24 protein-coding genes and 1 tRNA gene are annotated in these 25,434 nt (G+C 32.3%); 9 read left to right on the top strand and 16 right to left on the bottom strand.

The features are described 5' to 3' along the window. The first annotated feature begins 43 nt into the window (after positions 1 to 43). On the top strand, positions 44 to 520 hold the full coding sequence (locus ABD690_RS01525) for a hypothetical protein (RefSeq protein WP_344726332.1): 477 nt from the start codon (positions 44 to 46) through the stop codon (positions 518 to 520). Here the strand turns inward: ABD690_RS01525 and ABD690_RS01520 are convergent. The 4 genes from ABD690_RS01520 to ABD690_RS01505 all read right to left on the bottom strand — a co-directional run bounded on the left by ABD690_RS01520 (position 517) and on the right by ABD690_RS01505 (position 4,279). Beyond that, positions 517 to 1,248, bottom strand: coding sequence for a Bax inhibitor-1/YccA family protein (locus tag ABD690_RS01520; RefSeq protein ID WP_344726330.1), 732 nt, complete (start codon positions 1,246 to 1,248; stop codon positions 517 to 519). The genes ABD690_RS01525 and ABD690_RS01520 overlap by 4 nt on opposite strands. After that, on the bottom strand, positions 1,248 to 2,114 hold the full coding sequence (locus tag ABD690_RS01515; protein ID WP_344726328.1) for a hypothetical protein: 867 nt from the start codon (positions 2,112 to 2,114) through the stop codon (positions 1,248 to 1,250). The genes ABD690_RS01520 and ABD690_RS01515 overlap by 1 nt, the downstream gene beginning before the upstream one ends. A 66-nt stretch (positions 2,115 to 2,180) precedes the next feature. After that, positions 2,181 to 3,314 (bottom strand): glycosyltransferase, encoded by a 1,134-nt coding sequence (locus tag ABD690_RS01510; RefSeq protein ID WP_344726326.1) that lies wholly within the window; start codon positions 3,312 to 3,314, stop codon positions 2,181 to 2,183. After that, entirely contained in the window at positions 3,311 to 4,279 is a 969-nt protein-coding gene (locus tag ABD690_RS01505; protein ID WP_344726324.1) for a lysylphosphatidylglycerol synthase domain-containing protein, read from the bottom strand. Before ABD690_RS01505 ends, ABD690_RS01510 begins: the two co-directional genes overlap by 4 nt. 47 nt (positions 4,280 to 4,326) lie before the next feature. On the opposite strand from ABD690_RS01505, the gene ABD690_RS01500 reads away from it, so the two are divergent. The 5 genes from ABD690_RS01500 to ABD690_RS01480 all read left to right on the top strand — a co-directional run bounded on the left by ABD690_RS01500 (position 4,327) and on the right by ABD690_RS01480 (position 7,924). Next, positions 4,327 to 4,965 (top strand): outer membrane beta-barrel protein, encoded by a 639-nt coding sequence (locus ABD690_RS01500; protein WP_344726322.1) that lies wholly within the window; start codon positions 4,327 to 4,329, stop codon positions 4,963 to 4,965. After that, the gene (gene ruvC / locus ABD690_RS01495) at positions 4,965 to 5,522 is read left to right on the top strand and encodes a crossover junction endodeoxyribonuclease RuvC (protein ID WP_344726320.1); all 558 of its coding nucleotides are present in this window, start codon (positions 4,965 to 4,967) and stop codon (positions 5,520 to 5,522) included. The genes ABD690_RS01500 and ruvC overlap by 1 nt, the downstream gene beginning before the upstream one ends. A 61-nt stretch (positions 5,523 to 5,583) precedes the next feature. Next, entirely contained in the window at positions 5,584 to 6,720 is a 1,137-nt protein-coding gene (gene hemW / locus ABD690_RS01490; protein WP_344726318.1) for a radical SAM family heme chaperone HemW, read from the top strand. 82 nt (positions 6,721 to 6,802) lie between these two features. Then, complete coding sequence (locus tag ABD690_RS01485) at positions 6,803 to 7,552, top strand: cyclase family protein (protein WP_344726316.1); 750 nt, start codon at positions 6,803 to 6,805, stop codon at positions 7,550 to 7,552. A 9-nt stretch (positions 7,553 to 7,561) separates the two neighbouring features. Continuing rightward, entirely contained in the window at positions 7,562 to 7,924 is a 363-nt protein-coding gene (locus ABD690_RS01480; protein ID WP_344726314.1) for an MmcQ/YjbR family DNA-binding protein, read from the top strand. A 59-nt stretch (positions 7,925 to 7,983) separates the two neighbouring features. Here the strand turns inward: ABD690_RS01480 and ABD690_RS01475 are convergent, their stop codons facing one another. The 4 genes from ABD690_RS01475 to ABD690_RS01460 all read right to left on the bottom strand — a co-directional run bounded on the left by ABD690_RS01475 (position 7,984) and on the right by ABD690_RS01460 (position 14,290). Further along, positions 7,984 to 9,432, bottom strand: a complete 1,449-nt coding sequence (locus ABD690_RS01475) for a TolC family protein (RefSeq protein WP_344726312.1) — start codon at positions 9,430 to 9,432, stop codon at positions 7,984 to 7,986. After that, the gene (locus tag ABD690_RS01470; RefSeq protein ID WP_344726310.1) at positions 9,425 to 12,667 is read right to left on the bottom strand and encodes an efflux RND transporter permease subunit; all 3,243 of its coding nucleotides are present in this window, start codon (positions 12,665 to 12,667) and stop codon (positions 9,425 to 9,427) included. Before ABD690_RS01470 ends, ABD690_RS01475 begins: the two co-directional genes overlap by 8 nt. A gap of 22 nt (positions 12,668 to 12,689) precedes the next feature. After that, the gene (locus ABD690_RS01465; protein WP_344726308.1) at positions 12,690 to 13,772 is read right to left on the bottom strand and encodes an efflux RND transporter periplasmic adaptor subunit; all 1,083 of its coding nucleotides are present in this window, start codon (positions 13,770 to 13,772) and stop codon (positions 12,690 to 12,692) included. A 125-nt stretch (positions 13,773 to 13,897) separates the two neighbouring features. Next, positions 13,898 to 14,290 (bottom strand): hypothetical protein, encoded by a 393-nt coding sequence (locus tag ABD690_RS01460; RefSeq protein WP_344726307.1) that lies wholly within the window; start codon positions 14,288 to 14,290, stop codon positions 13,898 to 13,900. Between the two features lie 152 nt (positions 14,291 to 14,442). Between ABD690_RS01460 and ABD690_RS01455 the strand changes: the two genes are divergently transcribed. Together ABD690_RS01455 and ABD690_RS01450 are read left to right on the top strand one after the other, a co-directional pair. Then, positions 14,443 to 15,021, top strand: coding sequence for a PhnA domain-containing protein (locus ABD690_RS01455; protein WP_134198541.1), 579 nt, complete (start codon positions 14,443 to 14,445; stop codon positions 15,019 to 15,021). Positions 15,022 to 15,207: 186 nt separating this feature from the next. Beyond that, complete coding sequence (locus tag ABD690_RS01450) at positions 15,208 to 15,486, top strand: STAS domain-containing protein (protein WP_344726303.1); 279 nt, start codon at positions 15,208 to 15,210, stop codon at positions 15,484 to 15,486. On the opposite strand, the gene ABD690_RS01445 is transcribed toward ABD690_RS01450, so the two are convergent. The 6 genes from ABD690_RS01445 to ABD690_RS01420 all read right to left on the bottom strand — a co-directional run bounded on the left by ABD690_RS01445 (position 15,487) and on the right by ABD690_RS01420 (position 22,017). Then, complete coding sequence (locus ABD690_RS01445) at positions 15,487 to 15,918, bottom strand: YybH family protein (protein ID WP_344726301.1); 432 nt, start codon at positions 15,916 to 15,918, stop codon at positions 15,487 to 15,489. Positions 15,919 to 15,959: 41 nt separating this feature from the next. Then, positions 15,960 to 17,060, bottom strand: a complete 1,101-nt coding sequence (locus ABD690_RS01440; protein WP_344726299.1) for a DUF4407 domain-containing protein — start codon at positions 17,058 to 17,060, stop codon at positions 15,960 to 15,962. Positions 17,061 to 17,167: 107 nt separating this feature from the next. Further along, positions 17,168 to 18,880 carry a M56 family metallopeptidase gene (locus tag ABD690_RS01435; protein ID WP_344726297.1) on the bottom strand — a complete coding sequence of 571 codons (1,713 nt, stop codon included), beginning with the start codon at positions 18,878 to 18,880 and terminating at the stop codon, positions 17,168 to 17,170. A gap of 2 nt (positions 18,881 to 18,882) precedes the next feature. Beyond that, positions 18,883 to 19,248, bottom strand: coding sequence for a BlaI/MecI/CopY family transcriptional regulator (locus tag ABD690_RS01430; RefSeq protein WP_344726295.1), 366 nt, complete (start codon positions 19,246 to 19,248; stop codon positions 18,883 to 18,885). Positions 19,249 to 19,324: 76 nt separating this feature from the next. Continuing rightward, on the bottom strand, positions 19,325 to 20,575 hold the full coding sequence (locus ABD690_RS01425) for a DoxX family protein (RefSeq protein ID WP_344726293.1): 1,251 nt from the start codon (positions 20,573 to 20,575) through the stop codon (positions 19,325 to 19,327). Between the two features lie 53 nt (positions 20,576 to 20,628). After that, positions 20,629 to 22,017: a dipeptidase gene (locus tag ABD690_RS01420; RefSeq protein ID WP_344726291.1), complete on the bottom strand. Its 1,389-nt coding sequence runs from the start codon at positions 22,015 to 22,017 to the stop codon at positions 20,629 to 20,631. 104 nt (positions 22,018 to 22,121) lie between these two features. Here ABD690_RS01420 and ABD690_RS01415 point away from each other — a divergent pair. After that, positions 22,122 to 22,203 (top strand) — tRNA-Leu (locus ABD690_RS01415). Positions 22,204 to 22,346: 143 nt separating this feature from the next. On the opposite strand, the gene ABD690_RS01410 is transcribed toward ABD690_RS01415, so the two are convergent. Both ABD690_RS01410 and ABD690_RS01405 read right to left on the bottom strand, forming a co-directional pair. Next, positions 22,347 to 22,547 (bottom strand): hypothetical protein, encoded by a 201-nt coding sequence (locus ABD690_RS01410; protein ID WP_344726289.1) that lies wholly within the window; start codon positions 22,545 to 22,547, stop codon positions 22,347 to 22,349. A 10-nt stretch (positions 22,548 to 22,557) separates the two neighbouring features. After that, positions 22,558 to 25,431 (bottom strand): alpha-amylase family glycosyl hydrolase, encoded by a 2,874-nt coding sequence (locus ABD690_RS01405; protein WP_344726287.1) that lies wholly within the window; start codon positions 25,429 to 25,431, stop codon positions 22,558 to 22,560. Positions 25,432 to 25,434: the final 3 nt, after the last annotated feature.

The raw sequence follows: 25,434 nt of genomic DNA, 5'->3' as shown, positions 1-25,434 counted from the left end.
TTAAAATATAAAAAAATTGTACATTTCGCTTTCAGATGAATTTATGAAGCGCATTAGTTTTATTTTAGGATTTTTATTGTTGTTTTCATGCAATTATTTTACTGCAAAAAAAACATCTTCTGAAGCTATATTAAATGAAGAATTAAAAGCATTTAATTGGAATGAGGTTGATGATTACCCATCTTTTGCTTTGTGTGATACAGCAGCATCAAAAGAGCTTAGAAAGCAATGCTTTCAAAATACTTTAACTAATGTTATTACTGATAATTTGCAAAAAGAAACCATTATAGTAAAGCAAGATGTTAATGATACCATTACTATAAAATTTCAAATTTCAGAAACAGGAATATTATCACTTATAGATGTGACTGTAGATTCTATAACGCTTCAAGAAATCCCTGATATAAAGAGTATGCTTACATCAAGTTTAGATTCGTTACCAAAAATTTATCCAGCATTAAAACGCGGACAACAAGTAAAAACAGAATTTAGATTGCCAGTAGTGATACAAGTAAATTAAAACCTGATGGCTAATTTTTTCATTAATCTTAAAATCTCAACATAAAGCCAAATAATAGTAACCAAAAGTCCCCAAGTGGCAAACCATTCTTTCGTTTTTGGAGCTTTGTTTTTATGACGTTCTATATAATCAAAATCTAATAGTAATGCTAGCGAAGCAAAAATAGCAGCAACAATATTGAATACAATTGCTAGCCAAGATGTTCCCCAAAGAAAAGATTTGATGCCAAAAAAACTTAATATCCACGAAATAATATAAACAACAAAAATACTAGCGCAAGCAGTAATAATAACACTGCGTAGCTTTTTTGTCACAACAATAATACGTGTTTGATAAAGTGACAGCATCACAAAAAATGTAATAACAGTAACTCCAATAGCTTGGTAAGGCATATTAGGAAATTTTGCATGAGCATAACTTGTGATGCCTCCCAAAAAAACACCTTTAGCTATAGCGTACAAAGGAACTAAAAACCAAGCCCAGTGTTGTCTGACTGAAATAACAACGCTTATAATTATAGCAGATAGCATGCCGCCAGTTACAAACCATTTTATGTTGGTGCCTTGACTATAAAGTTTCCAAATGCCAACCGTAATTGTTGTAATAATGAGTAAAGAAATAAGTGTTTTTATAAGAATGCCTTTCACGGTCATTTTTTGAGAACTCTTGCTAGAATTATCCCAAAAGTAATCGTTAAACGCTGGATTTGATGTTTTATCTAAACGCACTATAAATTAAGTTTGTAGCCTATTGCAAAGTCAATAGGAAAATCAGAATGATTATCTATAAATACAGCATAAATATCATGATATGCTAAAGTAATGAAACTATGATCAGATATTTTAATGTCGCCTCCTAAACCAAGAATGAAAGGTGCTTGAATACCAGAAAAAGAATCTTTGTAAGCAAATGGTGTGTTAGGATATTTTGTTTCTTCAGATGCTGTGTAGGTTGCTATTTTTAGATTTGTATATAGATTAAAACGCTCTCGGTTTATAAATCTGAATCTATAACCAATAGCTAGTTGAGTAGCTGTATATTTAAAATCATCGCTTTCTAAAGCGTGTTCTAGATTAAAAAATAAAGCGTGGCGAGCTAATTTTTTTTGTTCAAGAATTTCAAATTCTAAACCAAAAAATGGCACAGATTTGTTGTCAGGATTAACAACAAAAGGTTGATTTGTTAATCCACCAAAAATACCTAATCTTGCTTGTACTTTCGCTTTTTCTTCGTAATTAAAATTTAAATCTGTGGTAGCGTTATAAACATTAAAAAAATCTCGTAAACTTGCTAGAGTAAGTTTAACTTTTTCAACCGAAACGCCATACCCTTCGGTTAATGATTTTAATACGGTCTTGTATTCTTCTTGATATTTTTTGTTTTCGCCTTTTGTGTTTTTTAACTCTTGAATGTTGCCATTTTGCGTTTTTACAAAATAACGATATTCGTTATCAATAACATTCCACAGTAAATCTAGATTACCATCAACTTCAGTTTTTAGTTTTAAAGTTTCGTTGTTTATGGTATATGACTCTTGAGAAAATGCAAGAGTATTTATGATAATAAAGAAGAATAAAAGTAACTGTTTTTTCATGGCAAGAATCATTTTAAGATACTTGTAAAACTAAAAAAATAAAATGAATTACATGTGTTTGTAAGATTATTTGTTAAATGATCTGTCTTTCCATTTGTAGCCTCTAAACGTAGATAAAACAGCAATATAGATACAGAAAAACGGATAAAACACAGCGCTAAATAAATATGAAGAAAGAAGATGTTCTTGATTTAAAAAACGTGCCGTTTTAAAAAGTAATAAAAAGTCAATACCACTTTTTATTATAATAATATAACCGATAAATTGAGGCTTCAAAACTCCTGTAATTCCCAAAACCATAGATGCTAGTAATAGCATATTCATAAGTAACACAGCAACGCCAATAAATGTGGCATACATACTCGAGTAGCTCGTGGTTTTTGATGCCCAACGAATACGTTGAGATATTAGGTTTTTTAGATTTTTTTCAGGCGTTGTTTTCACAACAACCCTATCAGATTTAAGGTAAGAAACAGTTTTTGGATTTTTCTTTATAGCTTTTTGTAATAAAAAAATATCATCTCCACTTGCAATATTGTTATTGTTCTCAAATCCATTTACACCATTAAAAAGTGTTTTTGTGTAGCCTAAATTGGCACCATTACATAAAAAAGGTTTTTTAATGCCAAATGCTCCTATGGTTGTGCCAATTAAGCTAAAAAAATCTAACGTTTGAAATCTGTCTAAAATACGTGATGAACTATTATAACTTACAGGAGCAACTATCATCTGTTTCTGCGGGTTGTTTTGTATAAAACTATCATAAGTGTCAAGCCAATATTGAGGTAGTTCGCAATCAGCATCAGTAGTAATAATCCACTCGGTCTTTACATGGTTAATAGCCGTAGTAATAGCATCTTTTTTAGGCGAGTTTGAACTCCGCTTATTTTTTAAAATGGTAATAGGTAACTTATGAGTTTTACCGTATTCTTGAATAATACTCACAGAAGCGTCACTAGAATCATCATCAATAAAAATAAACGCTGTTAAATGACTCGGGTAGTTAAGTTGAGATATAGATGCTAGCAATTTAGGTAAATCTGTAGCTTCATTTCTAAAAGGAACGATAACCGAAAATTTTGTTTTAGCAGGTATATCTTCAAGGTTAACAGCAGGTACTTTATCAAAACCGTATATAAATCTGCCTATAACAAGTAGGTATAGTATCGTAATGCTAATAAAAATAACGCTTACTATCATAACTGATCTTTAGATTGATTAAAAACCATAACGTAATAACTACCTATAACACTTGGTATAACAAAATTTAAAATCCACATAAGCGTAATAATACTTAAAATAGTAAATGCATTTATACCAACAATTGAAAATAAGTATAAAGCAACACTTCCTTTTATAACAACATCAAAAATAAAAATAGAAGGAATTATAGAAGATAATAAGTACATAGATGTAATAACGGTCATGGCGTTGAAATAAGAAACATCAATGCCAAATATTTGTAGAAGTATAAAAAATTGATAAGAAAAAATAAGATAGCGAATTACAGATAGTGAAAAGTTTGTAGCATAAAAACGTGATGAAATTTTCTTGAAAAAATCTATTATACGCTTCACGCTAACACCTTTTATAGAAACATTTTTTTTAGAAAGTCCAAAAGCAGTTGCAAACGCTATTATAAGTAAAATACCAGCAAACCTTACAACCTTATAATAGTTAATATCCATCGGGTATTTTAAAACAAAAAAGTACAAACCTATGCAGCCTAATATAATAGTAATAAGCATTTGCATACTGTTTCCTAATACATTTAGAGCGACTATTTTTTTTCTGTGTTCCGGTTTGTAAAACAATGCTTTTGCGCCGTATTCACCTATTCTGTTAGGAGTGAAAATAGATGCTGTTAGTGAGCCTAAAGTTTGTTTTGTAGCCGTTTTAAAAGAAATTTTCTTGAAGAAAGAAACAAGATGTTTCCATTTTAATATTTCAAAAAACCAATTAAAAAAGCTTAAACTAATCAAAAAATAGATGTTTTTTAATGAAAACACGTTGTTTTCCTTCAAAAAACGCCAAAAAACAATAAAGTCTAATTGTTCGTTTGATGTAAGCTTTTGATAAATAAAATAAAAAGCACCAACAACAATACTTAATTTAATAAGTACAAAAAAGAATTGTTTAGTTTTGTAAGGTAGTGCTCCAAACATCTAATGCGTAGATTATTTAAGAGCACAAATTAAAACAATAAAGTTATATGAACTCATCATTTATAAATTATAAACTTGTCATTGCTTGTTTAGCATGTTTTATTTTTGGTTTTTCTGGGTTTTCTCAACGTGAAACTAGCAAGTGGAAAGCACAATTAGCTCTTGGTATAAACAGTCCGTCGCAATCAGGTTTTGTAACCAATTTTGAAGGAAAAAGCATCAATTTGCCTATTGTAAATTTAGGCTTACAGCACATGCTAAAACCACAATTTGGAGTAAAATTAGATTATGGTTTTAATAGAATTACTAACGATGGTAGCTCTCCATATTTTAAATTGAATTACTCAAGAGTAAATGCCCAAGCTGTTTATGATGCGTCAAGATTGCTTATGTTTTTACCAGAAAACATGGGTGTTGTTGGTCATGCAGGTCCAGGGTTTTCATTTGTGAAACCATTAGCAACCTACGGAAGCAATAAGACGTCTTTTTTTAATGCAATGGCTGGCGTAGAAGTACATTATGGTATTACGCAATTACTTTCAGTGTATTTTGATGCGTCTTATATTTATGGATTCTCAAAAGATTTTGACCCTGTAATTGATGGTTATGGTTCTTTTAATGGAAATTTATTGACAGCAACTATAGGAATATCTATATCTTTGAGTGGTTGCTATTATTGTGATTAATGAGTAAAGAAAAAATAATTTTAGGTATTGATCCCGGAACTACAATTATGGGTTTTGGACTGATAAAAGTAGTGGGAAAAACTATGTCTTTTTTACAACTCAATGAGTTAGATTTAAAAAAGCATAGCGATCATTATTTAAAACTAAAACTCATTTTTGAGCGCACCATAGAACTTATAGATACACATCATCCAGATGAAATAGCTATTGAAGCGCCATTTTTTGGAAAAAACGTACAAAGTATGCTTAAGCTTGGACGCGCGCAAGGTGTTGCAATGGCAGCAGGTTTGTCTCGAGAAGTGCCTGTGACTGAATATTCTCCAAAAAAAATAAAAATGGCTATAACAGGTAGTGGAAATGCCAGTAAAGAGCAAGTAGCAAAAATGTTACAAAGCTTATTAGGTTTAAAAACGTTACCTAAAAACCTAGATGCTACAGATGGATTAGCTGCTGCTGTTTGTCACTTTTATAACCAAGGCAGAATAGAAGTAGGTAAGAGTTATTCTGGATGGGCAAGTTTTGTAAAACAAAATGAAGACAGAGTTAAAAAATCGTAAAGGCTTATTTTTGTTTTCTATAAGGCATAAATTAATTTTAAAAAAAACTATTCACTTTTAGTTGTCAGGAATTTATATTCATATCCCGTTTTGTAAACAAGCGTGTCATTATTGCGATTTTCATTTTTCTACATCTTTAAAAAAGAAAGAAACGTTAATTCAAGCATTAATAACCGAGTTAGAATTACGTAAAAAAGCGTTTGATAACGTTATAGTTTCTACCATTTATTTTGGTGGCGGAACACCTAGTTTATTATCTGATGAAGAAATACAAGCTATTATAAAAGCTGTTTACAAAAATTTTGAAGTAGCTGAAAATCCAGAAATTACATTAGAAGCAAACCCTGATGATTTAACAGATGCTAAAATTAAAGAACTCGCAGCATCACCAATAAACAGGTTGTCTATCGGGATTCAATCTTTTTTTGAAGACGATTTAAAAGCGATGAATCGCGCTCATAATGCATCAGAAGCTCAAGCTTGTTTAGAAAAAGCAACCCGCTATTTTGATAACATTACAATCGATTTGATTTACGGCATACCAAATATGAGCCTAGAAAAGTGGCAGCAGAATCTTGATATTGCATTTCAATTTGGCATCAATCATATTTCTAGTTATGCATTAACAGTAGAACCAAAAACAGCGTTAGATAGTTTTATAAAAAAAGGAACCTATCCGCCAGTAAATGAAGCTTTAGCACAATCACATTTTAATCATTTGGTTGCAGAAACTAAAAAACAAGGCTTTGTTCATTATGAGATTTCTAATTTTGGTAAACCGCATTTCTTTTCAAAACACAATACAAGTTATTGGCAAGGAAAACCGTATTTAGGTATTGGGCCTTCAGCTCATTCTTTTTTAGGAAAAACAAGAAGTTGGAACGTTGCAAATAACACAAAATACATACAAGCAATATCTCAAGGAGAATTACCAGAAACTTCAGAAGTATTATCAGTAACAGATCAATATAACGAATATGTAATGACTGGTTTGCGAACCATTTGGGGTGTTTCTCTTGATAAAATTGAAAATGATTTTGGAACAGTCTATAAAAATTTTATTTTAAAAGAGGCAGAAATATTTTTGTCTAAAACGTTACTGGTTGTAGAAAAAGAAAACCACCAATCGGTGCTGAAAACAACATCAAAAGGGAAGTTTTTAGTAGATGGAATCGCTTCAGAGCTATTCATGATTTAGTATCTTTGATACACGTTTTATCATGTCTTGTTAAGGCAAATAGTAACGTATTTCTATTAATATAATTTTAAAAAAACAATTAGTGAAAGCAACTATAGAGACCAATTCAAAAAAATATAAAATAGATTTAAAAAAACCACTAGATATATCTATCCCCTTACAAGCTTCAGAAAGCAATGTAAATGCTTGGTATCAAGATGCACCAAAAATTGAGCCTGTAAAAGATGAAGATTGGGTTGGTAGCGTGGCACAAGGTTCTAGTGTAAATTTTAATAACATTTTTTTTAATCCGCATGCACATGGTACTCACACCGAATGTGTAGGTCACATTACAAAAAAAGTACACTCTATAAATCAAAATTTAAAACAATTTTTCTTTTTAGCTGAAGTTATAACGGTCGCGCCAGAAAAATTGAATGACGATTTTGTAATTTCTAAAAAGCAAGTACAATTTGCATTAGGTAACAAAAAACGAGAAGCTCTTGTAATTCGTACTATCCCAAATATGACTGATAAAACATCAAAACAATATTCTAATACAAACCCAACATATTTACTAGAAGAAGCTGCAATTTATTTAAGAGAAAAAGGTGTAAAACACTTACTAATAGATTTACCAAGCGTAGACAAAGAAAAAGACGAAGGGAAACTTCTAGCGCATCATGCCTTTTGGAATACTGCAGGAAGACCGCGATTAGATGCTACCATTACCGAGTTTATTTTTGTGCCAAATAGCGTTTTAGATGGTACGTACTTTTTAAATATTCAAATAGCACCTTTTGAGAATGATGCCTCACCTAGTAAGCCTGTTTTATATCAAATTTTAGAATAATGATTTAATATGAATATTGAACAATTATACACATATTGTCAATCTAAAAAAGGTGTAACCGAGCATTTTCCTTTTGATGAAGATGTTTTGGTATTTAAAGTAGGTGGTAAAATGTTTTTATTAACTTCTTTAAAGAGTTGGGAGCAAGAAGAGCAAGCCATTAATTTAAAGTGTGATCCTGACTATGCTTTAGAGTTACGAGCTATGTATGAAAGTGTTGAGCCAGGTTACCATATGAGTAAAAAACATTGGAACACGGTTAAATTGTATAAAGGAGAGATAGAAGCACAGCTTATAAAAACGTTGATAGACCACTCATATGATTTAATTGTAAAGTCATTACCAAAAAAAATACGAGAAACGTTATTATAAAAAAAGAGACTGTTTGCAAAAACAGTCTCTTTTTCTAACACTAAAACAACTTACTGTTTCTACTTCCAACCACCACCAAGATGACGATACATAGAAACTCTAGCAAGTAATTGATCTTTTTTAATTTCTACAAGTTCCATTTTAGACTCTAAAGCGTCTCTTTGAGTCAATAAAACTTCCATATAGTCCGCTCTTGCAGATTTAAAAAGTTTATTAGTAATATCAATAGATCTAGTAAGTGCATCAACTTGCTGCGCTTTTAGATTATAGCTGTTTTTTAGATTGCTTATGTTTGATAACTCATTAGCAACGTCAACATATGCCTGTAAAATAGTTTTTTCATATTCCAAAACAACTTGTAACTGCCTATCGTTTGCAGTATTGTATTCTGCTTTTATAGCATTACGATTTATCAATGGCGCAACCATGTCACTAACTACAGAATACATTAAAGATTCTGGAGTTGAAGTAAGATATTTTGTATTGAATGCTTCAAAACCTATACCAGCTCTGATAGTAAAAGCAGGGTAAAAATTAGCTCTAGCTACTTTTGTGTTTAATTTGGCAGCTGCTAGCTCATATTCAGCTTGCCTTATATCAGGTCTGTTTAGTAAAAGTTGAGAGGGAATACCAGTAAAAATAGTATCAATTTTTTGCTCAATAAAGCCATTAGAATCGCGCGCTATTTTTTGTGGTGTTCTACCTATTAAAAAGTTGATTTTATTTTCAGTTTCAACAATTTCTTGCTTTACTGAAAAAAGTTCGCTTTTATTTTTAAAAACTTCAGCTTCTAAACGCTGTACACCAAGTTCTGTGGCTCTGGCAGCTTGTTTTTGTAGCTTAATAGTTTTTAATCCAGAATTTTGAAGCTCTAAATTTTGCTCTATAATAATCAGTTTGTTATCTAATGCTTGAAGCTCGTAATAAGAGTCTGCAATTTCAGAAATAAGATTGGTTATCATAAAGTTTTTGCCTTCTACGGTAGATAAATACTCCATAACTGCTGCTTTTTTAGAGTTACGAAGTTTTTTCCAAACATCTATTTCCCATGAAGCTGATAGACCAATATTATAATTAGGTAAAGGTTCAGGGAATTCTTCTCCAGGCTTTATGTCAGTATTAGCATCGTTTGCGCCTTGACTGGTATAGCGTCCTACTTTTTCTACTTCGCCAGCAGCTTGAAGACCAACAAATGGTAAGTATTCTCCTTTTCTTACTTTTATTTCGTTTTTAGCAATTGCTACTTGTTGAAGCGCTATGTTTAACTCTTGGTTGTTTGCTAAAGCAATATTTATTAGCGAATCTAAATGCGCATCATTAAAAAATGATTTCCAATCTATATTGGCAGAGTTTAAAGTGTCTGTAGAAACTGCGTTTTGATAACTTTCAGGAAGTGATGTGTTTTCTTCACGAATGTTCTTCACTGGTACACAGCTATAAAACAGCAGTGTTGCTATAGCAGTGATGATACCAATTTTATATATATTAGACTTAATGTGCTTATTCATTTTCTTTGCGTTTCATTAATTTTTTCAATTGTTTGTTTATGGTTTTAAGTTTGTGTCTTATACCATTTTCTCCTTCACTATATCTAATAAATTCTTCAGATACAGGTTCGTGCTCTTGATCTTTAATTAAACTGCGACCATCTGCCATTTTTCCAAACATATAGTATAAGCCAGGAATTATGATAACACCAAATAGAGTTCCTATAAGCATACCACCTAATGCAGAACCTCCTATTGTTCTATTTCCAATAGCACCAGCTCCAGAGGCTAAAACAAGAGGGATTAAACCGGCTATAAAAGCAAAGGATGTCATAAGAATTGGTCTAAAACGCATTTTGGCTCCTTCAATGGCTGCTTCTAGAATTGTTGAGCCTTGCCTGTTTTTTTGCACAGCAAACTCTACAATTAGCACAGCATTTTTACCAAGTAAGCCTACAAGCATTATAACGCCAATTTGTGCGTAAACATCATTTGATAAGCCCATGAGTTTTAAAAGTAAAAATGAGCCAAAAACACCAACAGGAAGAGATAACAATACGGCAAATGGTAGTAAAAAGCTTTCGTATTGTGCCGCTAAAACTAGGTAAACAAAAATAAGTACGATACCAAAAATAACAATGGCATCATTGCCTCGGTTGGCTTCATCATAAGATAATCCTTCCCAAGCTATATCATAACCTCTAGGAAGCTTTTCTTTGGCAACTTCTCTAATTGCATTAATAGCATCAGCACTTGTGTACCCAGCAGCAGGAAGTCCGCGAATTGCAGCAGAATTATAGAGGTTGTAGCGTGTAATTTCATTTGGACCTAAACGTTTTTCCATTTTCATAAAAGCTGAATATGGAACCATTTCTCCTTCTTCGTTTTTTACATATAATTTTTCTAAATCTGAAGGTAAGCTTCTGTATTCAGGAGCTGCCTGTGTGTAAACTTTGAAGAATCTTCCAAATTTAATAAAGCCTTGCTCGTAAGTACTACCAATAAGAATGTTGAGGTTTTCCATAGCTTTACCTATTGAAACGCCTTTTTGCATAGCAGCTTTATTGTTGATTATTAATTCATATTGCGGATAGTTAGCAGCAAAGAATGTAAATAAGCCGCTTAACTCTTTGCGTTTTCCTAGTTCATCTAGAAAGGCATTGTTTATTCTTTCAAATTCATGGTAGTCAGTGCCGTTAGTTTTATCTAGAAGACGTAAGGCAAATCCTCCTGAAGATCCAAAACCTGGTACAGCTGGTGGTTCAAAAAATTCAATTACAGCACCTAAATCTTTTGATTCTTCTTCTAGTTCTTCCATGATTTCATGAACAGAATGCTCTCTTTTAGACCAAGGTTTTAAGTTGATTAAGCATGTGCCTGCGTTAGAACCTCTACCTTCTGTCATGATTTCGTAACCCGCAAGAGATGAGACAGATTCTACTCCTTCCATTTCTTCACAAAGTTTTTGAAGCTTATGTGCTACTTCATTTGTGCGTTCTAGAGTTGCTCCAGGAGGCGTTTGTATAATAGCATATATCATACCTTGGTCTTCACTAGGTATAAAGCCAGCAGGAAGTACTTTATTGGTAATAACAATACCAACGCAAAAGGCAATTAATATTCCGAAAGTAACAACTCTTCTGCTAACAATGTGTTTTAGGAAACCAGTGTAGCGACCAGTTAGTTTTTCAAAACCATTATTAAACCAATCTATAAATCTATTTATAGGTGTTTTTTTTCTTGCTTTACCATGGTTGTTTTTTAGTAACATAGCACAAAGCACAGGTGTTAATGTAAGAGCAACAATAGCTGAAATTATAATTGATCCAGCCATAGTAATAGAGAATTGTCTATAAAAAACTCCAACAGGACCTGACATAAACGAAATAGGAATAAATACAGAAACCATAACTAATGTAATAGCTATAATGGCTCCACCAATTTCTCCAAGAACTTCTGTTGAGGCTTTGTAGGGAGACAGGTTTTCTTCTTCCATTTTAACATGTACTGCTTCTACAACAACAATAGCATTATCTACCACAATACCAATAGCTAAAACAAGAGCAAATAATGTGATTAGGTTTATAGATAATCCAAATATTTGCATAATAAAGAAAGCTCCAATAAGCGAAACAGGAACTGCAATAATCGGGATAAGCGTTGATCGCCAATCTCCTAAAAATAAAAATACAACAATAGCTACTAAAATAAATGCGTCTCGAAGTGTATGAATTACTTGCTCTATTGATGCGTCTAGAAAGTTTGATACATCATAACTTATTTTGTAATCTACGCCTGGAGGAAGGTCTTGTTTTAGTTCGTTTAGTTTTGCTTTTACATCTTTTATTACATCGCTACCATTACTTCCAAACGTTTGTTTAAGTACTATGGATGCTGATGGATTTCCATCTAGATTAGAATAGATGTCAAAAAACTCACTTCCTAATTCAACATCTGCAACATCTCCAAGAGAGATTGTTTCTCCTTCAGCATTAGCACGAATTATAATGTCTTTATATTCATCAGGTTCACTGTATCTGTCTCTGTATGTAAGTACATACTCTAGTGCTTGAGATTTTTTTCCAGAACTACGGCCAATTCTTCCAGGTCTAGCTAGAATACTTTGATCTTCCATCGCTTCTAAAACTTCTTCGGCAGAAATATTATAAGCACGCATTCTGTCTGGTTTTAACCAAACTCTAATAGCAAACTTACGGCTTCCTAATATTTTTGCACTTGCAATTCCGTTGATACGTTGAATTTCAGGAACTATTCTTGTGTATGCGTAGTTGTATAAAAACTTCTCATCGTTGTTTTTGTTTTTACTAAACAAGTTTACATACATAAGCATACTAGGTTGTACAGGAGTAATAACAACACCTTCTCGCTGAACAAGTTCAGGAAGTAAGGGCATAACTTGATCTACGCGGGTTTTTACTCTAACAACAGCATCGTTAGGATCTGTGCCTGGTTCAAAAATAACACGCAGTGTACCTTCTCCAGCACTTGTTGCATCTGAAGCAATGTAGCGCATACCTTGTACGCCATTTATGGCTGTTTCTAAAGGAATTAATGTTGATTTTACTAATACATCTGCACTAGAACCTGGATATGCGATAAAAATATTTACTGTAGTAGGTGCAATTTGAGGAAACTGCGAAATAGGTAATTGTTTTATTGCTAATAACCCTGTAAAAACAATAATTACCGATATGACAATAGCCAAAACCGGTCTTTTAATAAATTTCTTAAACATGAGTTTATGATTTTTTTAAAGGTTACTCGGCATACATATCTAGATGTGATAGTACTTCATCCGGACGTTCTAATTCGTATTTTATTTTTTGACTGTCTTTAACCAGTCTTATGCCATCTAAAAGAATTTTGTCATTTTCATTAAGGCCATTTTCAACCACAAATAAATGCGGAAGCTCTGCACCAACGGTTATTTCTTTTTGTCTAACAATGTTATTGTTATCAATTACAAATACATAGCGTTTGTCTAATATTTCAAACGTGGATTTTTGAGGAACAAGAAGCGCATGTTTTAACGGGATAGTCATAAGTACGCTTCCGGTTTCACCATGTCTTAAAATGCTGTCAGGATTAGGGAATGTTGCTCTGAAGGCAATGTTTCCTGTTTCGTTATTAAATTCGCCTTCAATGGTTTCTACAATACCTTTTTGATTAAATACCTTGTTGTTTGCCAGAAGTAGAGAGACTTCTTCTTTTTCATTTTTTTTGGTATTCATCATGTAATCTAAATATTCAGCTTCAGGAACATTAAAATAGACCCACATTTTACTGTTGTCTGATAAGGTTGTTAGCAATTCACCTTCGTCTAGCATGCTGCCTTCTCTTACATGTAAATGATCTACAATACCCATAAAAGGAGCTTTTATGCTTGTAAAACTTAAATGTGTGCTAGCTTGAGAAACTTCAGCTTTTGCTTTGTCGTAATTGGCTTTAGATAGTGCTAACTCATTTTGAGAAACAACATCATTGTCAGCAAGTAGTTTGGTGTTTTGATATTCTATAGATGCAGCATCGCTTTCTGCTTTTGCTTTTTGTAATTCGGCTTGGTAAATATTGGGCATAATTTGAAATAATGCTTGCCCTTTTTTTACTGTTTGTCCTTCGTCTATAGAAATGTTTTGTAAATACCCTTTTTCCATTGCTCGAAGTTCTATGTGCCTAATAGCATGTATTTGGGATACATATTCTTTAGTTATGGATGTGTCTTTATAAACCGGGTTTGTAACCACAAAGGTTCTTTCTTCATGTTTTTCTTGCTTATGTGTATTGCAGCTTGTGCTAAATACCATAGCAAATAGCCCTAAACAAATAGGAATTTTTTTCATAGTAAAATGAATTTTATTTAGATAGTAATAAGTGATTGCTGCTAGTTAGGTAATAGCAGCGTTGTTTTAATTGTTTGTTGAGAAGAGAAACAAGTTTGTGTTAAAGCTTGCTTGCAGGAAAAGGTTTATATCCTAAAAACTTCGAATTGGATATATTTCTTACAGAGATTACGATTAATAATCCTATTGTAATAGGTTGTTTGATTTTTTCTTTTATTAAGAAATTCAGAAAAAATTAATACACATAAAAAGAAGCTGTAACTGCTTGTGTAGCTTAAGGTCTCTTTGTTTGCTGTGTCTTTGTAGTTTTTAACTTCTTCATTTTCTATTTCTTCAGCTATTATTTTTTCAAATTCTATACTGCCTTTTGAAGAGTGCGAAGAAATATGTTTTTGTTGTAAACTACTATTTTCTTGAAAATGGCTTATGTTTTTTAAGGATGTGTTTGCTTGTAGTTGAGCACCAATCCCTAAAAAAGTAACTATAAGAAGTAGGTATTTTATGTAAGCCTTTTTCATATAGCGCACAAAACTATTTTTGCAATTGGTATCTCACAAATTTTTAATGTTAAAATTGTTTTAACTTTTTTAATTTAATTTTAAATCTATCTAGGTTAGGTGTTGTTTAAAGCTTTAATTAACTCTATTATTGCAAAATAATATTCTATAACATGAGCGTTTTACATACATTACAAGAAAGAAGCAATACCAGCTGTGAACTTTGTGGTTCAAAAACAGGTTTAAAACAATACAATATTCCGCCAGCATTAAATGAAACTGTAGATACAAGTATTCTTGCATGCGAAACCTGTTTTAATCAAATTGAAGGTAATGAAGATATGGATGCTAACCACTGGCGTTGTTTAAACGATAGCATGTGGAGCGAACACAAAGCAGTACAAGTAATGGCTTGGAGAATGTTACAAAGACTTCGTAAAGAAGGTTGGCCACAAGACTTACTAGATATGATGTATCTAGATGACGAAACAATGGCATTTGCAAAAGAAACAGGCGAGCATAAAGACGACAGCGAAAAGATTATTCATAGAGACTCTAATGGTGTAATATTAGAACATGGTGATTCTGTAGTGCTTATTAAAGATCTTAAAGTAAAAGGCTCAAGTATGGTAGCTAAACAAGGAACAGCCGTTCGTAACATTCGTTTAGATCATGAAAACGCTACTTATATTGAAGGAAAAGTTGACGGACAACAAATTGTTATTGTTACCGAGTATGTCAAAAAATTATAGTTTTTTAAGATTTTTCTTTCATTAATTTTTACCGTTTATCCTAAAAACAAGTAAGGTTACTTCATTAAACTAATACTCTGGTTTTTTATCGAACAGTTTGTTTTATAAAGAATTAAGGCATTATATTTACATACCTTATAAATTGATTAATAGCATGATGTATTAAGAGATTAAACAAATGTTATTATGAACCTTACAATTACCAACAATCAAGATTTTTTTAAAGTAAAAGGAATCTTAAATAGGCATTCTGTTGCGTTTTTTCAACAAGAATTAGAAAGAGCTTTTGAAAAGCAAGCAAAAATTACCATCAATATAGAGGGAATAGAAAGTATTGATAGGTTTGGTGTTATGGCTTTTGCAAAACTTCACAACAGCGCATTGCAAAACAATAAAAGTTTTTCAATTATAGGTTTAGGCTGTAAAGATCTTTATGAGCATTTTAAATCGGTTGAAGCAGCTTAATTAGGTTGACATGTCGGCAATTATTTTCCAATGACCATCTATTTTTTTGAAAACAATTAAAAATGTTCCTTCAGCATTACCAACAGAGCGTTTTAAATGATATTGTCCCATAACGTAGTAAGAGTTTTCTTCTATAGGAGATATAGATTTTATAGTAAATTTTAATTCTCCTGTATGGTCTTTAGTAGGGTATCCCTTTTTATAATTATCTAGTGTTTTTTGCCAGCCTTTTTTAACATTATTACCGCTATAAAATTTCAAAGAATCATTTTTCCAGTAGCCTTGCATAAAGGTTTCTAAATCATGATTGTTCCAGGCTTTTATTTGCGAGTTTAAAACATTTCTAATAGCCGCTTCATCTTTCTGAAACTTACTTTGTGAAAAAGTAGCTGTTGATATTATAAACAAAACTATAAGGTGAAATTTTTTCATTATGTTGGCTTTTTTACTTCTTAAATGTACTAACAAAATAATTAAAGTCCCTTTTTTTGATGTTGAAAAAATGCATCTGCTTGTAATTGCATTAATTCTCTAGCTTTTTTGCGTTTGTAGTTGTAAAGTTCATCCTCTTCAGCAATGTCAGTATAAATTCTATTGTTTAGATTCATATCTGTTTCTAGCAGCATTTTTCGCTCATTAACTTTTTGATTTACCCAGGTTTTTGTAGTGGTTTCAGCATCTTCTAACATGTAATCATATTCACCTTGTGAAGCTAATAGCTTGGCAAAAATAGGCGAGGTTTCAATAGCTAAAAATAGAAGGAAAATAAAAAATGATGGCAGCCAAGGCAAGCTGTTCAAGGCATTAATACGAGACATTAAACCATCAAAATTATTAATAATAGGTTGTGTAGCTGCTATTTGAGATTCATAATTGTTTTTTAATAGTGCAATTTGCGATTCTGCCTCTTGTATTTTTGATGTATTAGTTTCTTTAAGTTGGTTAAGGTCAGCTAGGGCTGCATCGTGTTTTTCGCGTTTTTCTTTATAAACTGGTCCTTTTCCTAATAGTTTTGATCCGGCAGTTCCTTCGGCTTCAGAAATATAAGTGTTATATAATGCGTTAACTTCAGCTTCTTTATTAATGATTTGATTTTGAAAAGCTATAATATCATTTTCTAAAGCTGAAATTTCAGGGGTGAATTGTTCGCCAATTTGATTTTTATTGGCTAGGGTTAATTCATTTTTTTGCTCAAGTAATACTTGATTAATTTCTTTTTCAAAAATCTTGAGTTCTAATGGTTTTGATATAACTACGGCAATAATAACAGCGAGCAAAATTCTAGGTAATGCTTGTATAAGTTCATCAATTATATGTCCACGTTTTTTTATGGTTGAGACAATAAATCTGTCAAGATTGAAAATAAGTAAGCCCCAAATTAATCCAAAAAATATTGACGTGTAAAGGTTATCAAAAACCGTATAAAGCGCGTAGCTTGCAGCTATAAATGCCATAACAGCTGTAAAGAAAACTGTTGCGCCAACACCAGCATATTTATTTTGTTCTCCATTTGAGCAGCTATTTAATATGTTAGTGTCTGCTCCTGAACACAGAATGAAAAATTGTTTTAACATGATTGATTGTTTTTTGATTGATAGACTATTAGAACGTAAAAAGCTGTGAATTGTTACAAAAAAAGCCTCGAATTCTCGAGGCTTTTTTTAGACATATGTTTTATAAGCTATTTAACTGACCAAAACTTAACAGTTCCTTTATTGTTTTTAATGTTGGTAGAGATATTGATATTTGGTTCTTTTTTAACGATTTTTAAAATCTCGTCATAAGACACTTTTTTCTTATTGTAATAATAAGTGATATCATCATTTTTTAAACTTTGTACAAATTCAAAAGCAGATTTTGTTGATGATGGTGACGGTATGTTCTGCTTTTCAACGACCTCTATTACTTCCGGTGCTTTAGGAGGTTTAGGTGCAGATGTTTTAGGTGCTGGAGGTGCAGGCGGTAAAGGCTCTCGTTCACTTACTTTACCATTTTCAACTTTGTACTTTTTATAATATTCCTCACTTATTTTTTGATATTTTTCTTTTTGTTCTTTTGTAGCATTTTCAGGAACAGGTGGCGGCGGTGGCGGCGGAGTTTTAGTGTCTTTTTTTTCTGCTTTAACTTTTATTTTTCTTCCGTTTTTATTAGTGTATTTGTAAGTATGTGCTTTACCTGCTTTGTCTTTTTCACTAACAGCTTCAGGTGCTGGAGGCGCTGGAGGTGAAGGGATATTTGGAAATGGCTCGGCCGATTTTCGTTGTTCTTCTGTCATTAAATTATATAAATATTTTAAGCGTTCCAAATCCTTTATCTTAATAATTGGATTGTCCTTATTTTGCAAATTGATATGCTTTGCTAATTTATTGTATTCAGCAATTTGTTCTTTGGAAGCGCCTTTTTGTTGTTTGTTTTTATAGTCTACTTCTAAAGAATTTACATTTTCAAGTTCTTTTTTCACAGAATCAACAACGTTGATTTCGTTTTTATTTTTTTCTTGTGGTAATAATATTTGAGGTGTTTCTTTTATCACTTCCTCTCGTCCGCTAAAACTATAAATAAGTGTAGCTAATAAAGGTAGAAGCACTAAACTTCTAACCCAAATAATGTGTTTTGATGTGTGTGTTTTCATAACTGTAAATCGTTTTTTGATTGATGAATAATTTATGGCATTTGCCAATTGAGGTTCTGTAGCATTTGATGAGAATGCCAATAACGTATTTTGATAATTTTTAAGCTCAAAGCCATGGTTTAAAACAGCTTGGTCGGCTAAAAACTCATGATTAAGTTTGATATCTTTTTTAATGAAATAGATTAGCGGATTAAACCAAAAAAGGATCTGTAATATTTCAATAAACAAGATGTCTAAAGCATGCTTTTGTTTTGCATGGATTTCTTCGTGAAGTAGTACTTCTTTAGGTATTTCATGTGCTTCATATTTAGATTTGTTTAAAAATATATAGTTTAAAAAAGTGTGCGGATGTACCAAATCGTTTAACAATACATGAATAACCGAATGGTTTTTAAATTTTGGATTGTGTTTAATACGTTTGAGAATATTGCTTAAGTTCATACCGAAGCGTATAGTAAAAACTAAAACACCAATAAGGTAAATACTCCACAAAATTATAGACCAAAATTCAGCAAGTCCTTCAAGCATATGTTCAGGAACATAAGGTGGTGTTGCTATTTCAGAATTGTAAGCGGGAATTTCTATTGAAGCTATTTCAACATAGGTTATAAATGTAATCAGAGGAATAATAGCTGATATCATTAAAATAACCAATAAGTAGCCACGTTTGAATTTGTGAAAGCTCTCTTTTTCTAAAAAGAATTTATAGAACAGCATAAAAACTGCCAAACAAGCACTAAATTTTAAGAGATAGCTTATCATAACTATTTGTTTTTTATTTCGTTATCTATCAGTTTTTTCAACGCTTCAAGTTCGGTTTTGGATAAATTGGTTTCTTTGGTGAAAAACGATGCAAATTGCGAAGCACTATCATTAAAAAACTGTTTTATAAGTCCGTTTACATGTTTAGAGAAATACTCTTTCTTTTTAACTAACGGATAGTATTCGCGAGATTTTCCATAGAGCTTATAAGCAATAAATCCTTTGTCGTTCATACGTTTTAATAGGGTTGCAACTGTAGTGGTTGCAGGTTTAGGCTCTGGATAAGCATCTAGTAAATCTTTCATGAAAGCTTTTTCAAGTTTCCATAAATGATTCATTAGTTCTTCTTCCGAATTTGATAATTGCATATTTCTACAATGTTAGAGTTTGTTCTACAAATGTAGAATAAATATTTATATTCTACAAATGTAGAGCAAAAAAACATTATCTATTGTAAGGCATTTCGTTTATCCAATTAAAGCCGCGGCTATTTAAAAGAAAGGATTCGTGGTCAATTTTATTAAAAATAATATTCAGAGAGTCATTGTCTAATACACCGTTAAGTTCTAAATAATGACTGTTTGGATGTTTGAAGTTAAAGTTATAATAAAGTGTATCTGCATTGCGTTTGTACATGCTAATTTTTTTCGATGTAGAATCTACAATAAATTCATAATACAAAACATCATCGGTCATCAGCTTTACAGAAGCTCGATCTTTATAATCTATAATTAAATATCGCCAACGATTAGAATCTGTTGTAAGTGGTGGTAGCGTGTCATTGTTTTTTATAAAATAGGATGATTCCCAAATTCCGTAAAGATGAGGTTTGGCTCTTTGATCTCCCCATTTTTTTTGACTTGAAAATCCTCTAGGAACAATTAAAGCAAGTACTAAAAGTAAAAAAGAAACTTTAAGCCAGGTGGTTAGCACATTATAAAAAGGCTCTTTGGTAGGCCGATAGTGGGTATAGCTTTTTGTTGGTTTATTTAAAAAGAATACATTAAGTATACGTTTTATATCTGTGCTAAAAATAAATATAGCCATTAAAACAAGGTGAACCGAAAAAATCTTTACAGGGATATCAAACATAAAGTTCATCACAGCAACATGAGTCATAACTCCAGCAACCATTAGAGCTCCAAGACTTTGTGTGCGCCTAGGTATTAATAGCAATCCAGCTACAACCTCAAGTGTGCCTGTGAAAATATTAAATCCATTAGAATACCCCATATAAGTCCAGGCTAATCCCATTGGAGAAAATTCGCCTAAAGGTTGAAGCATTCTTGTGAGTGAAGGATACGGAAATTGTGACTTAAATACTTTAATAAATCCATAAACAAGCATAAAGTAAATAATGTAAATGCGAATTAAAACTGTAAACCAGTATAATAAAGCGTTATAAGATGCTCGTTTTCTATCAATGATACTCCAGATAAGTGTTAGAATTATAGAAAGTAAAAAATTAGTAAATAAAGAAACATATGAGAAAGTATTGTCTCCGCTTCCATAACCACTTACATCATATTTATAATCAATATTTAAAAACACATCACCAACCCAACGAATGGGAGTTTGAAATAATGAACTAGTAAACGATAGTAGTATGTAAAGAGTAAAATAACAAAAAGCAAATCGGAATACAATTTTAGCCATTGTACTCCAATTTGCTTTGGGTTCTAATGATAATATCATTTATAAAAATGAGTTTTTAGGTTGGTTTACCTAAAAACGTTTCGGGTTATCATTTAATTGTGTAGTTCTGTAAAATATTTGTAGAACAGCGGTATGGTTTCAATGCCCTTTAAATAGTTCCAAACACCAAAATGTTCATTTGGTGAATGAATAGCATCGCTATCTAGACCAAAGCCCATTAAAATTGTTTTACTTTTTAATTCTTGTTCAAATAATGATACAATTGGAATACTGCCACCGCTTCGTTGAGGAATTGGTGTTTTTCCAAAAGTGTCAGCATACGCTTTGCTAGCGGCTTGATAACCAACGCTGTCAATTGGAGTTACATAGCCTTGTCCTCCATGATGCGGATTTACTTTTACGGTAACACCATCAGGAGCAATACTTTCAAAATGTGTTTTAAAAAGCTGCGTAATCTCTTTCCAGTCTTGATTAGGTACCAATCGCATAGAAATTTTTGCATAAGCTTTACTTGCAATGACAGTTTTTGCACCTTCTCCGATATAGCCGCCCCAAATACCATTAACATCAAGTGTAGGACGAATGGAGTTGCGTTCATTTGTAGAGTAACCTGCTTCACCGTAAACCGCATTAATGTCTAATGCCTTTTTATAGTTTTCTAAACTGAAAGGTGCTTTTGCCATTTCAGCGCGTTCTTCTGTTGATAATTCTTCAACCTTATCATAAAACCCAGGAATTGTAATATGGTTGTTCTCATCATGAAGAGATGCAATCATTTTAGTTAATACATTTATAGGATTTGCTACAGCGCCTCCGTATAAACCTGAATGTAAATCACGATTTGGGCCTGTTACTTCAACTTCAACATAACTTAAGCCTCTTAAACCGGTAGTAATAGAAGGAACATCTTTTGCTATCATGCCTGTGTCTGAAATTAAAATGACATCATTTTTTAGTTTCTCACGATTTTCCTTTACAAAATCAGCAAGGCTTTCACTACCAACTTCTTCTTCACCTTCTATCATGAATTTTACATTACAAGGCAACTGATTTGTAGAAGTCATAAACTCCATTGCTTTTACATGCATATACATTTGACCTTTGTCATCACATGCGCCACGAGCAAAAATAGCACCTTCAGGATGCAATTCAGTTTCTTTTATAACAGGTTCAAAAGGTGGAGAGTTCCATAAGTTTAACGGATCAGGTGGTTGCACATCATAATGACCATAAACTAGAACTGTTGGTAAGTTTTTATCAATGATTTTTTCTCCAAAAACAATAGGATAGCCTTTTGTTTGACAAATTTCTACAGAATCACAACCAGCTTTTTCTAATTGGTTTTTAACAGCTTCAGCTGTTTTTAAAACGTCATTCTTGTAAGCAGAATCAGCGCTAATTGACGGTATTTTAAGGAGTTCTATAAGCTCGTTTAAAAAGCGATCCTTATGTTCTTGCACATAAGATTGTATGTTTTTCATAAGTTATTTTTTGCGTTTGAATCAAAAATACGAAAAGAAGAAAGATTTTTATAAAAATAAGCGTTTGTATATTAAAACAAATTTTTATATTTGCACACCTTATTGCGGGCGTGGTGGAATTGGTAGACACGCTAGACTTAGGATCTAGTGCCGCGAGGTGTGAGAGTTCGAGTCTCTCCGCCCGCACAATAAGAAAAAAACCTCTCATTTTGAGAGGTTTTTTTATGCTTTATTTTTAGTGTAAAGTTTATATGTCAAACAAAAAAAGGTTTAACAGTGTGGTTAAACCTTCTTTATACTCAAGAAAAAATTAAGTATCGTTAAATTTATTAGATTTTCACAAGTTTAGTGGTTTTAATTGCTCCTGAGTTGTTTTGAGTTTTTATGATATATATGTTTTTATCAAGGTTACCTCCATTGTTATTAAAAAAAGCAGTATTGTTCGTAGCTCTTTGGGGATATTGAATTGTTACTTGCCCGTAATGTGCTAATGAAGCAAAACAACAAACTATGATAAAAAGCTTTTTCATGATTGTTGGTTTAGTTAATAATCAGTTTTCTAGTAGTTGCATTATTATTCTCACTTAATTTTACGATGTATAATCCTTGAGTCAGGTTTGATACATTGAATTCATGATTTTTTTCAAAACGACCAGTTTCACTAAAAACTAATTTACCGGTAGTATCAAATATTGAAACTCTATCTAAAGCTCTATTTGCTTTAAAAGTATTTGATGTTGGGTTTGGATAAATTGTTAGTGTTGAGATATTAGTGAAATTTTCTGTAGATAGAGTAGAAGATGCATTACCGTAAATTCTAAACGATCCAGCAGGAATGTTTATGGCAGTACTTGTGTTAGAAACATTAATTGATGTGTTTCCTGTTTCATCCATTAAGTCATACCATGTTCCGGTGTAAGGAAAATCTGGTGTAATATTTTGTGCCGATACATCAAAATTTGCTAAAATAACAACGTTTTTTAATTCAGTTGATGGTAAAGCATCATTCCAGATATAAATACGAGGTGTTAAATTACCAGAGTTTATAGTGTAGTTTCCTTCAAAAACAGCTTCATTAATTTTTAAATCATTAAGTCTAGCCCAATCGTTGTAAATCTGACTTCTGTCAGCATCTTGAGTCCAATTGTTTACCCACTGAGGTTGAGGTTTTGTGTCTAATTTACAATCTCCATCTGTACCGCTTGAATCATTTACGCTTCCATCATTACAGGTGAAAATAGAGTTTTCCATTCCTAACTCACCAAAATGCCAAATCATTTTAGGCCCAGGAATAGTTAGTGTCACGGCACCTAAAGCAGACATGCGTTGTAAGGCTGTTTCTAGGTTAGTAACATCATAGCTTCCAGAGCTATTACCGTATAGTAAGTTTTTATACATTAAACGTTCTTCATCATGGCTTTCGGCATAACCAACAAGTCTTGGTGCATTAAATCCTCTTGAGTTGTGCCCCATTCTGTTTATGTTTGCTGGATAACCCATAGTAAGTTCGTTATAATCGTGGTTCATAATTCCCCACATCATAATACCTTTACTTACAGCATCATTAATTCTGTAGTTTGCCCACTCTTGCTCTTCAGCATCAGTACCTAAATGTTCAAAAATCACATAGTGTGTTTCGTCTAAACTCCAACTATAATCAGCATAAGATTTTAAAATATCAACACGGTCTTGTTGGTATGAATTTGTACAGCCTTCATCACTTCCAGAACAGTTTTGAGTAAATCCTTTTGTTAAATCCCAACGGAATCCATCAATATTAAACTCTTCTATCCAGTGTTGAACAACTCGCTGAACGTAATATTGAGTCATAGGTTGTTGATGATTGAAATCATTACCAACATTATAGCTGTGTCTTGCTGTTTGGTTAAAATATGGGTTTTCACTACTTGGTCCGCCCCAACCATCACCATCAGGATCATCCATCCACATGCGTACCATTGGATTACGACCAAAAGCATGATTTAATGCAATGTCAAGAATTACAGCAATTCCATTTTGGTGACATACATCAATAAGTTCTTTAAATTTATCTTTTGTTCCATAAAACTTGTCTAAAGCCATATGAAAAGAGGTGTTGTATCCCCAGCTTTCATTACCTTCAAACTCCATTACGGGCATTAGTTGTATGGCATTAACATTAAGGTCTTTGAAGTAATCTATTCTATCTATTAAATCTTGAAAGTTTCTATCTTCATCAAAATCTCTAATTAAAGCTTCGTAGATAATTAAATCTTCTTTTTTAGGTTTTTCAAAGTTTGTTACTTGCCAGTTATATTCTGATTGACCAGTTTCTAAAACTGTAACCTCTCTTTTTTGTCCTAAAGGATAGCTTGGTAAGTTTGGATATGAAGATGAAGGAATCCAAGGATCGTCATCAGGAGATAAAACTAATGTAGAAAAAGGATCAGCTGTTTTAACTTCATTTGGAGAGCCATTTACAGGGTTGTTATCATATAACCAGTATTGATATGTATAAGCTTCACCAGGTGTTAAGTTTGTTAGTTCAAGCCAAAATTTTGAACTTGAAGGGTCTTTTTTCATTAGATAAGAGTCATAAGGATCCCAGTTGTTAAAACTACCAGCGACATATACAAAGTCTTTATTTGGTGCATTGACTACTAGGGTCGCTTTTGAAGGATCTGTTTCATTATAATTAATCCCATCAACAAGACCAGCAGGTAATGTTTCAAGTGTTAATGAGGCTATAGCAACTTCAAAAGTAGCTTCACCAGATTCTGAAGTACCAAAAGGTGTTCCAACAACCCTGATAGTACCTGATTCAGTAATATTGTTTATGGTTGTTCCAAAGTTAGGAAACCCTGTTCCTGTAGCTACGGAGTTATTGTTTAGAAAAACCTCAAAGTTTCCAACCTCTGTACTTCCACCAGATTGCATGTAAGCATTGATAGATATGTTTCCACCAGATTCAATAATAACTGTTTCAGATGTAGGGTTACTAATTATTACTGTAACAACGCCTACATAGTATAGTTCATCTTGAGATTGCTGTGAGCCATCATTACTTTTTATTAACATTCCAATTTGACCAATTCCAGTGTCGTTAAAAAAGGTTGTAGGTGTTAATGTTAATGTGTACGTACCGTCTCCGTTGTTTGTGAACTTTTGTGATTCATTTGAATCTGACCATGAACCATTGTTTGGAGCATCACCAACTTGGTTGCCATTAGTGTCAAAATACCAAGCCCATAGATAAATGTCTTCACCATTTGTACTCCCCCAAATACTTGCGTCTAAATTTGATATTGTTATTGTTATTTCTTCATTTTCTTCAAATGTTGAAGGAGATATATCAAAACTAACATCCGTTTGAGTTTGCGCAGAAAGTGTTAATGCGCAAAAAAAGAATAGAATAGTATGTAGTGTTTGTTTCATAGT

It is taken from the genome of Corallibacter vietnamensis (assembly GCF_039537875.1).
GTDB classification, from domain to species: Bacteria; Bacteroidota; Bacteroidia; order Flavobacteriales; family Flavobacteriaceae; genus Corallibacter; species Corallibacter vietnamensis.
Note: the sequence above shows the minus strand (reverse complement) of the source record. Positions and strands in the feature narration are given on the sequence as shown.

Bases quoted from the DNA above. Each gene is read 5' to 3' on its own strand.
- ABD690_RS01440 (WP_344726299.1), bottom strand. From the start codon at position 17,060: ATGTTAAAACAATTTTTCATTCTGTGTTCAGGAGCAGACACTAACATA.
- ABD690_RS01515 (WP_344726328.1), bottom strand. From the start codon at position 2,114: ATGAAAAAACAGTTACTTTTATTCTTCTTTATTATCATAAATACTCTT.
- ABD690_RS01480 (WP_344726314.1), top strand. From the start codon at position 7,562: ATGAATATTGAACAATTATACACATATTGTCAATCTAAAAAAGGTGTA.
- ABD690_RS01445 (WP_344726301.1), bottom strand. From the start codon at position 15,918: ATGAAAAAATTTCACCTTATAGTTTTGTTTATAATATCAACAGCTACT.
- ABD690_RS01470 (WP_344726310.1), bottom strand. From the start codon at position 12,667: ATGTTTAAGAAATTTATTAAAAGACCGGTTTTGGCTATTGTCATATCG.
- ABD690_RS01510 (WP_344726326.1), bottom strand. From the start codon at position 3,314: ATGATAGTAAGCGTTATTTTTATTAGCATTACGATACTATACCTACTT.
- ABD690_RS01450 (WP_344726303.1), top strand. From the start codon at position 15,208: ATGAACCTTACAATTACCAACAATCAAGATTTTTTTAAAGTAAAAGGA.
- ABD690_RS01505 (WP_344726324.1), bottom strand. From the start codon at position 4,279: ATGTTTGGAGCACTACCTTACAAAACTAAACAATTCTTTTTTGTACTT.
- ABD690_RS01500 (WP_344726322.1), top strand. From the start codon at position 4,327: ATGAACTCATCATTTATAAATTATAAACTTGTCATTGCTTGTTTAGCA.
- ruvC (WP_344726320.1), top strand. From the start codon at position 4,965: ATGAGTAAAGAAAAAATAATTTTAGGTATTGATCCCGGAACTACAATT.
- ABD690_RS01465 (WP_344726308.1), bottom strand. From the start codon at position 13,772: ATGAAAAAAATTCCTATTTGTTTAGGGCTATTTGCTATGGTATTTAGC.
- ABD690_RS01435 (WP_344726297.1), bottom strand. From the start codon at position 18,880: ATGATAAGCTATCTCTTAAAATTTAGTGCTTGTTTGGCAGTTTTTATG.
- ABD690_RS01410 (WP_344726289.1), bottom strand. From the start codon at position 22,547: ATGAAAAAGCTTTTTATCATAGTTTGTTGTTTTGCTTCATTAGCACAT.
- ABD690_RS01425 (WP_344726293.1), bottom strand. From the start codon at position 20,575: ATGATATTATCATTAGAACCCAAAGCAAATTGGAGTACAATGGCTAAA.
- ABD690_RS01420 (WP_344726291.1), bottom strand. From the start codon at position 22,017: ATGAAAAACATACAATCTTATGTGCAAGAACATAAGGATCGCTTTTTA.
- ABD690_RS01405 (WP_344726287.1), bottom strand. From the start codon at position 25,431: ATGAAACAAACACTACATACTATTCTATTCTTTTTTTGCGCATTAACA.
- ABD690_RS01455 (WP_134198541.1), top strand. From the start codon at position 14,443: ATGAGCGTTTTACATACATTACAAGAAAGAAGCAATACCAGCTGTGAA.
- ABD690_RS01525 (WP_344726332.1), top strand. From the start codon at position 44: ATGAAGCGCATTAGTTTTATTTTAGGATTTTTATTGTTGTTTTCATGC.
- ABD690_RS01430 (WP_344726295.1), bottom strand. From the start codon at position 19,248: ATGCAATTATCAAATTCGGAAGAAGAACTAATGAATCATTTATGGAAA.
- ABD690_RS01475 (WP_344726312.1), bottom strand. From the start codon at position 9,432: ATGAATAAGCACATTAAGTCTAATATATATAAAATTGGTATCATCACT.
- ABD690_RS01460 (WP_344726307.1), bottom strand. From the start codon at position 14,290: ATGAAAAAGGCTTACATAAAATACCTACTTCTTATAGTTACTTTTTTA.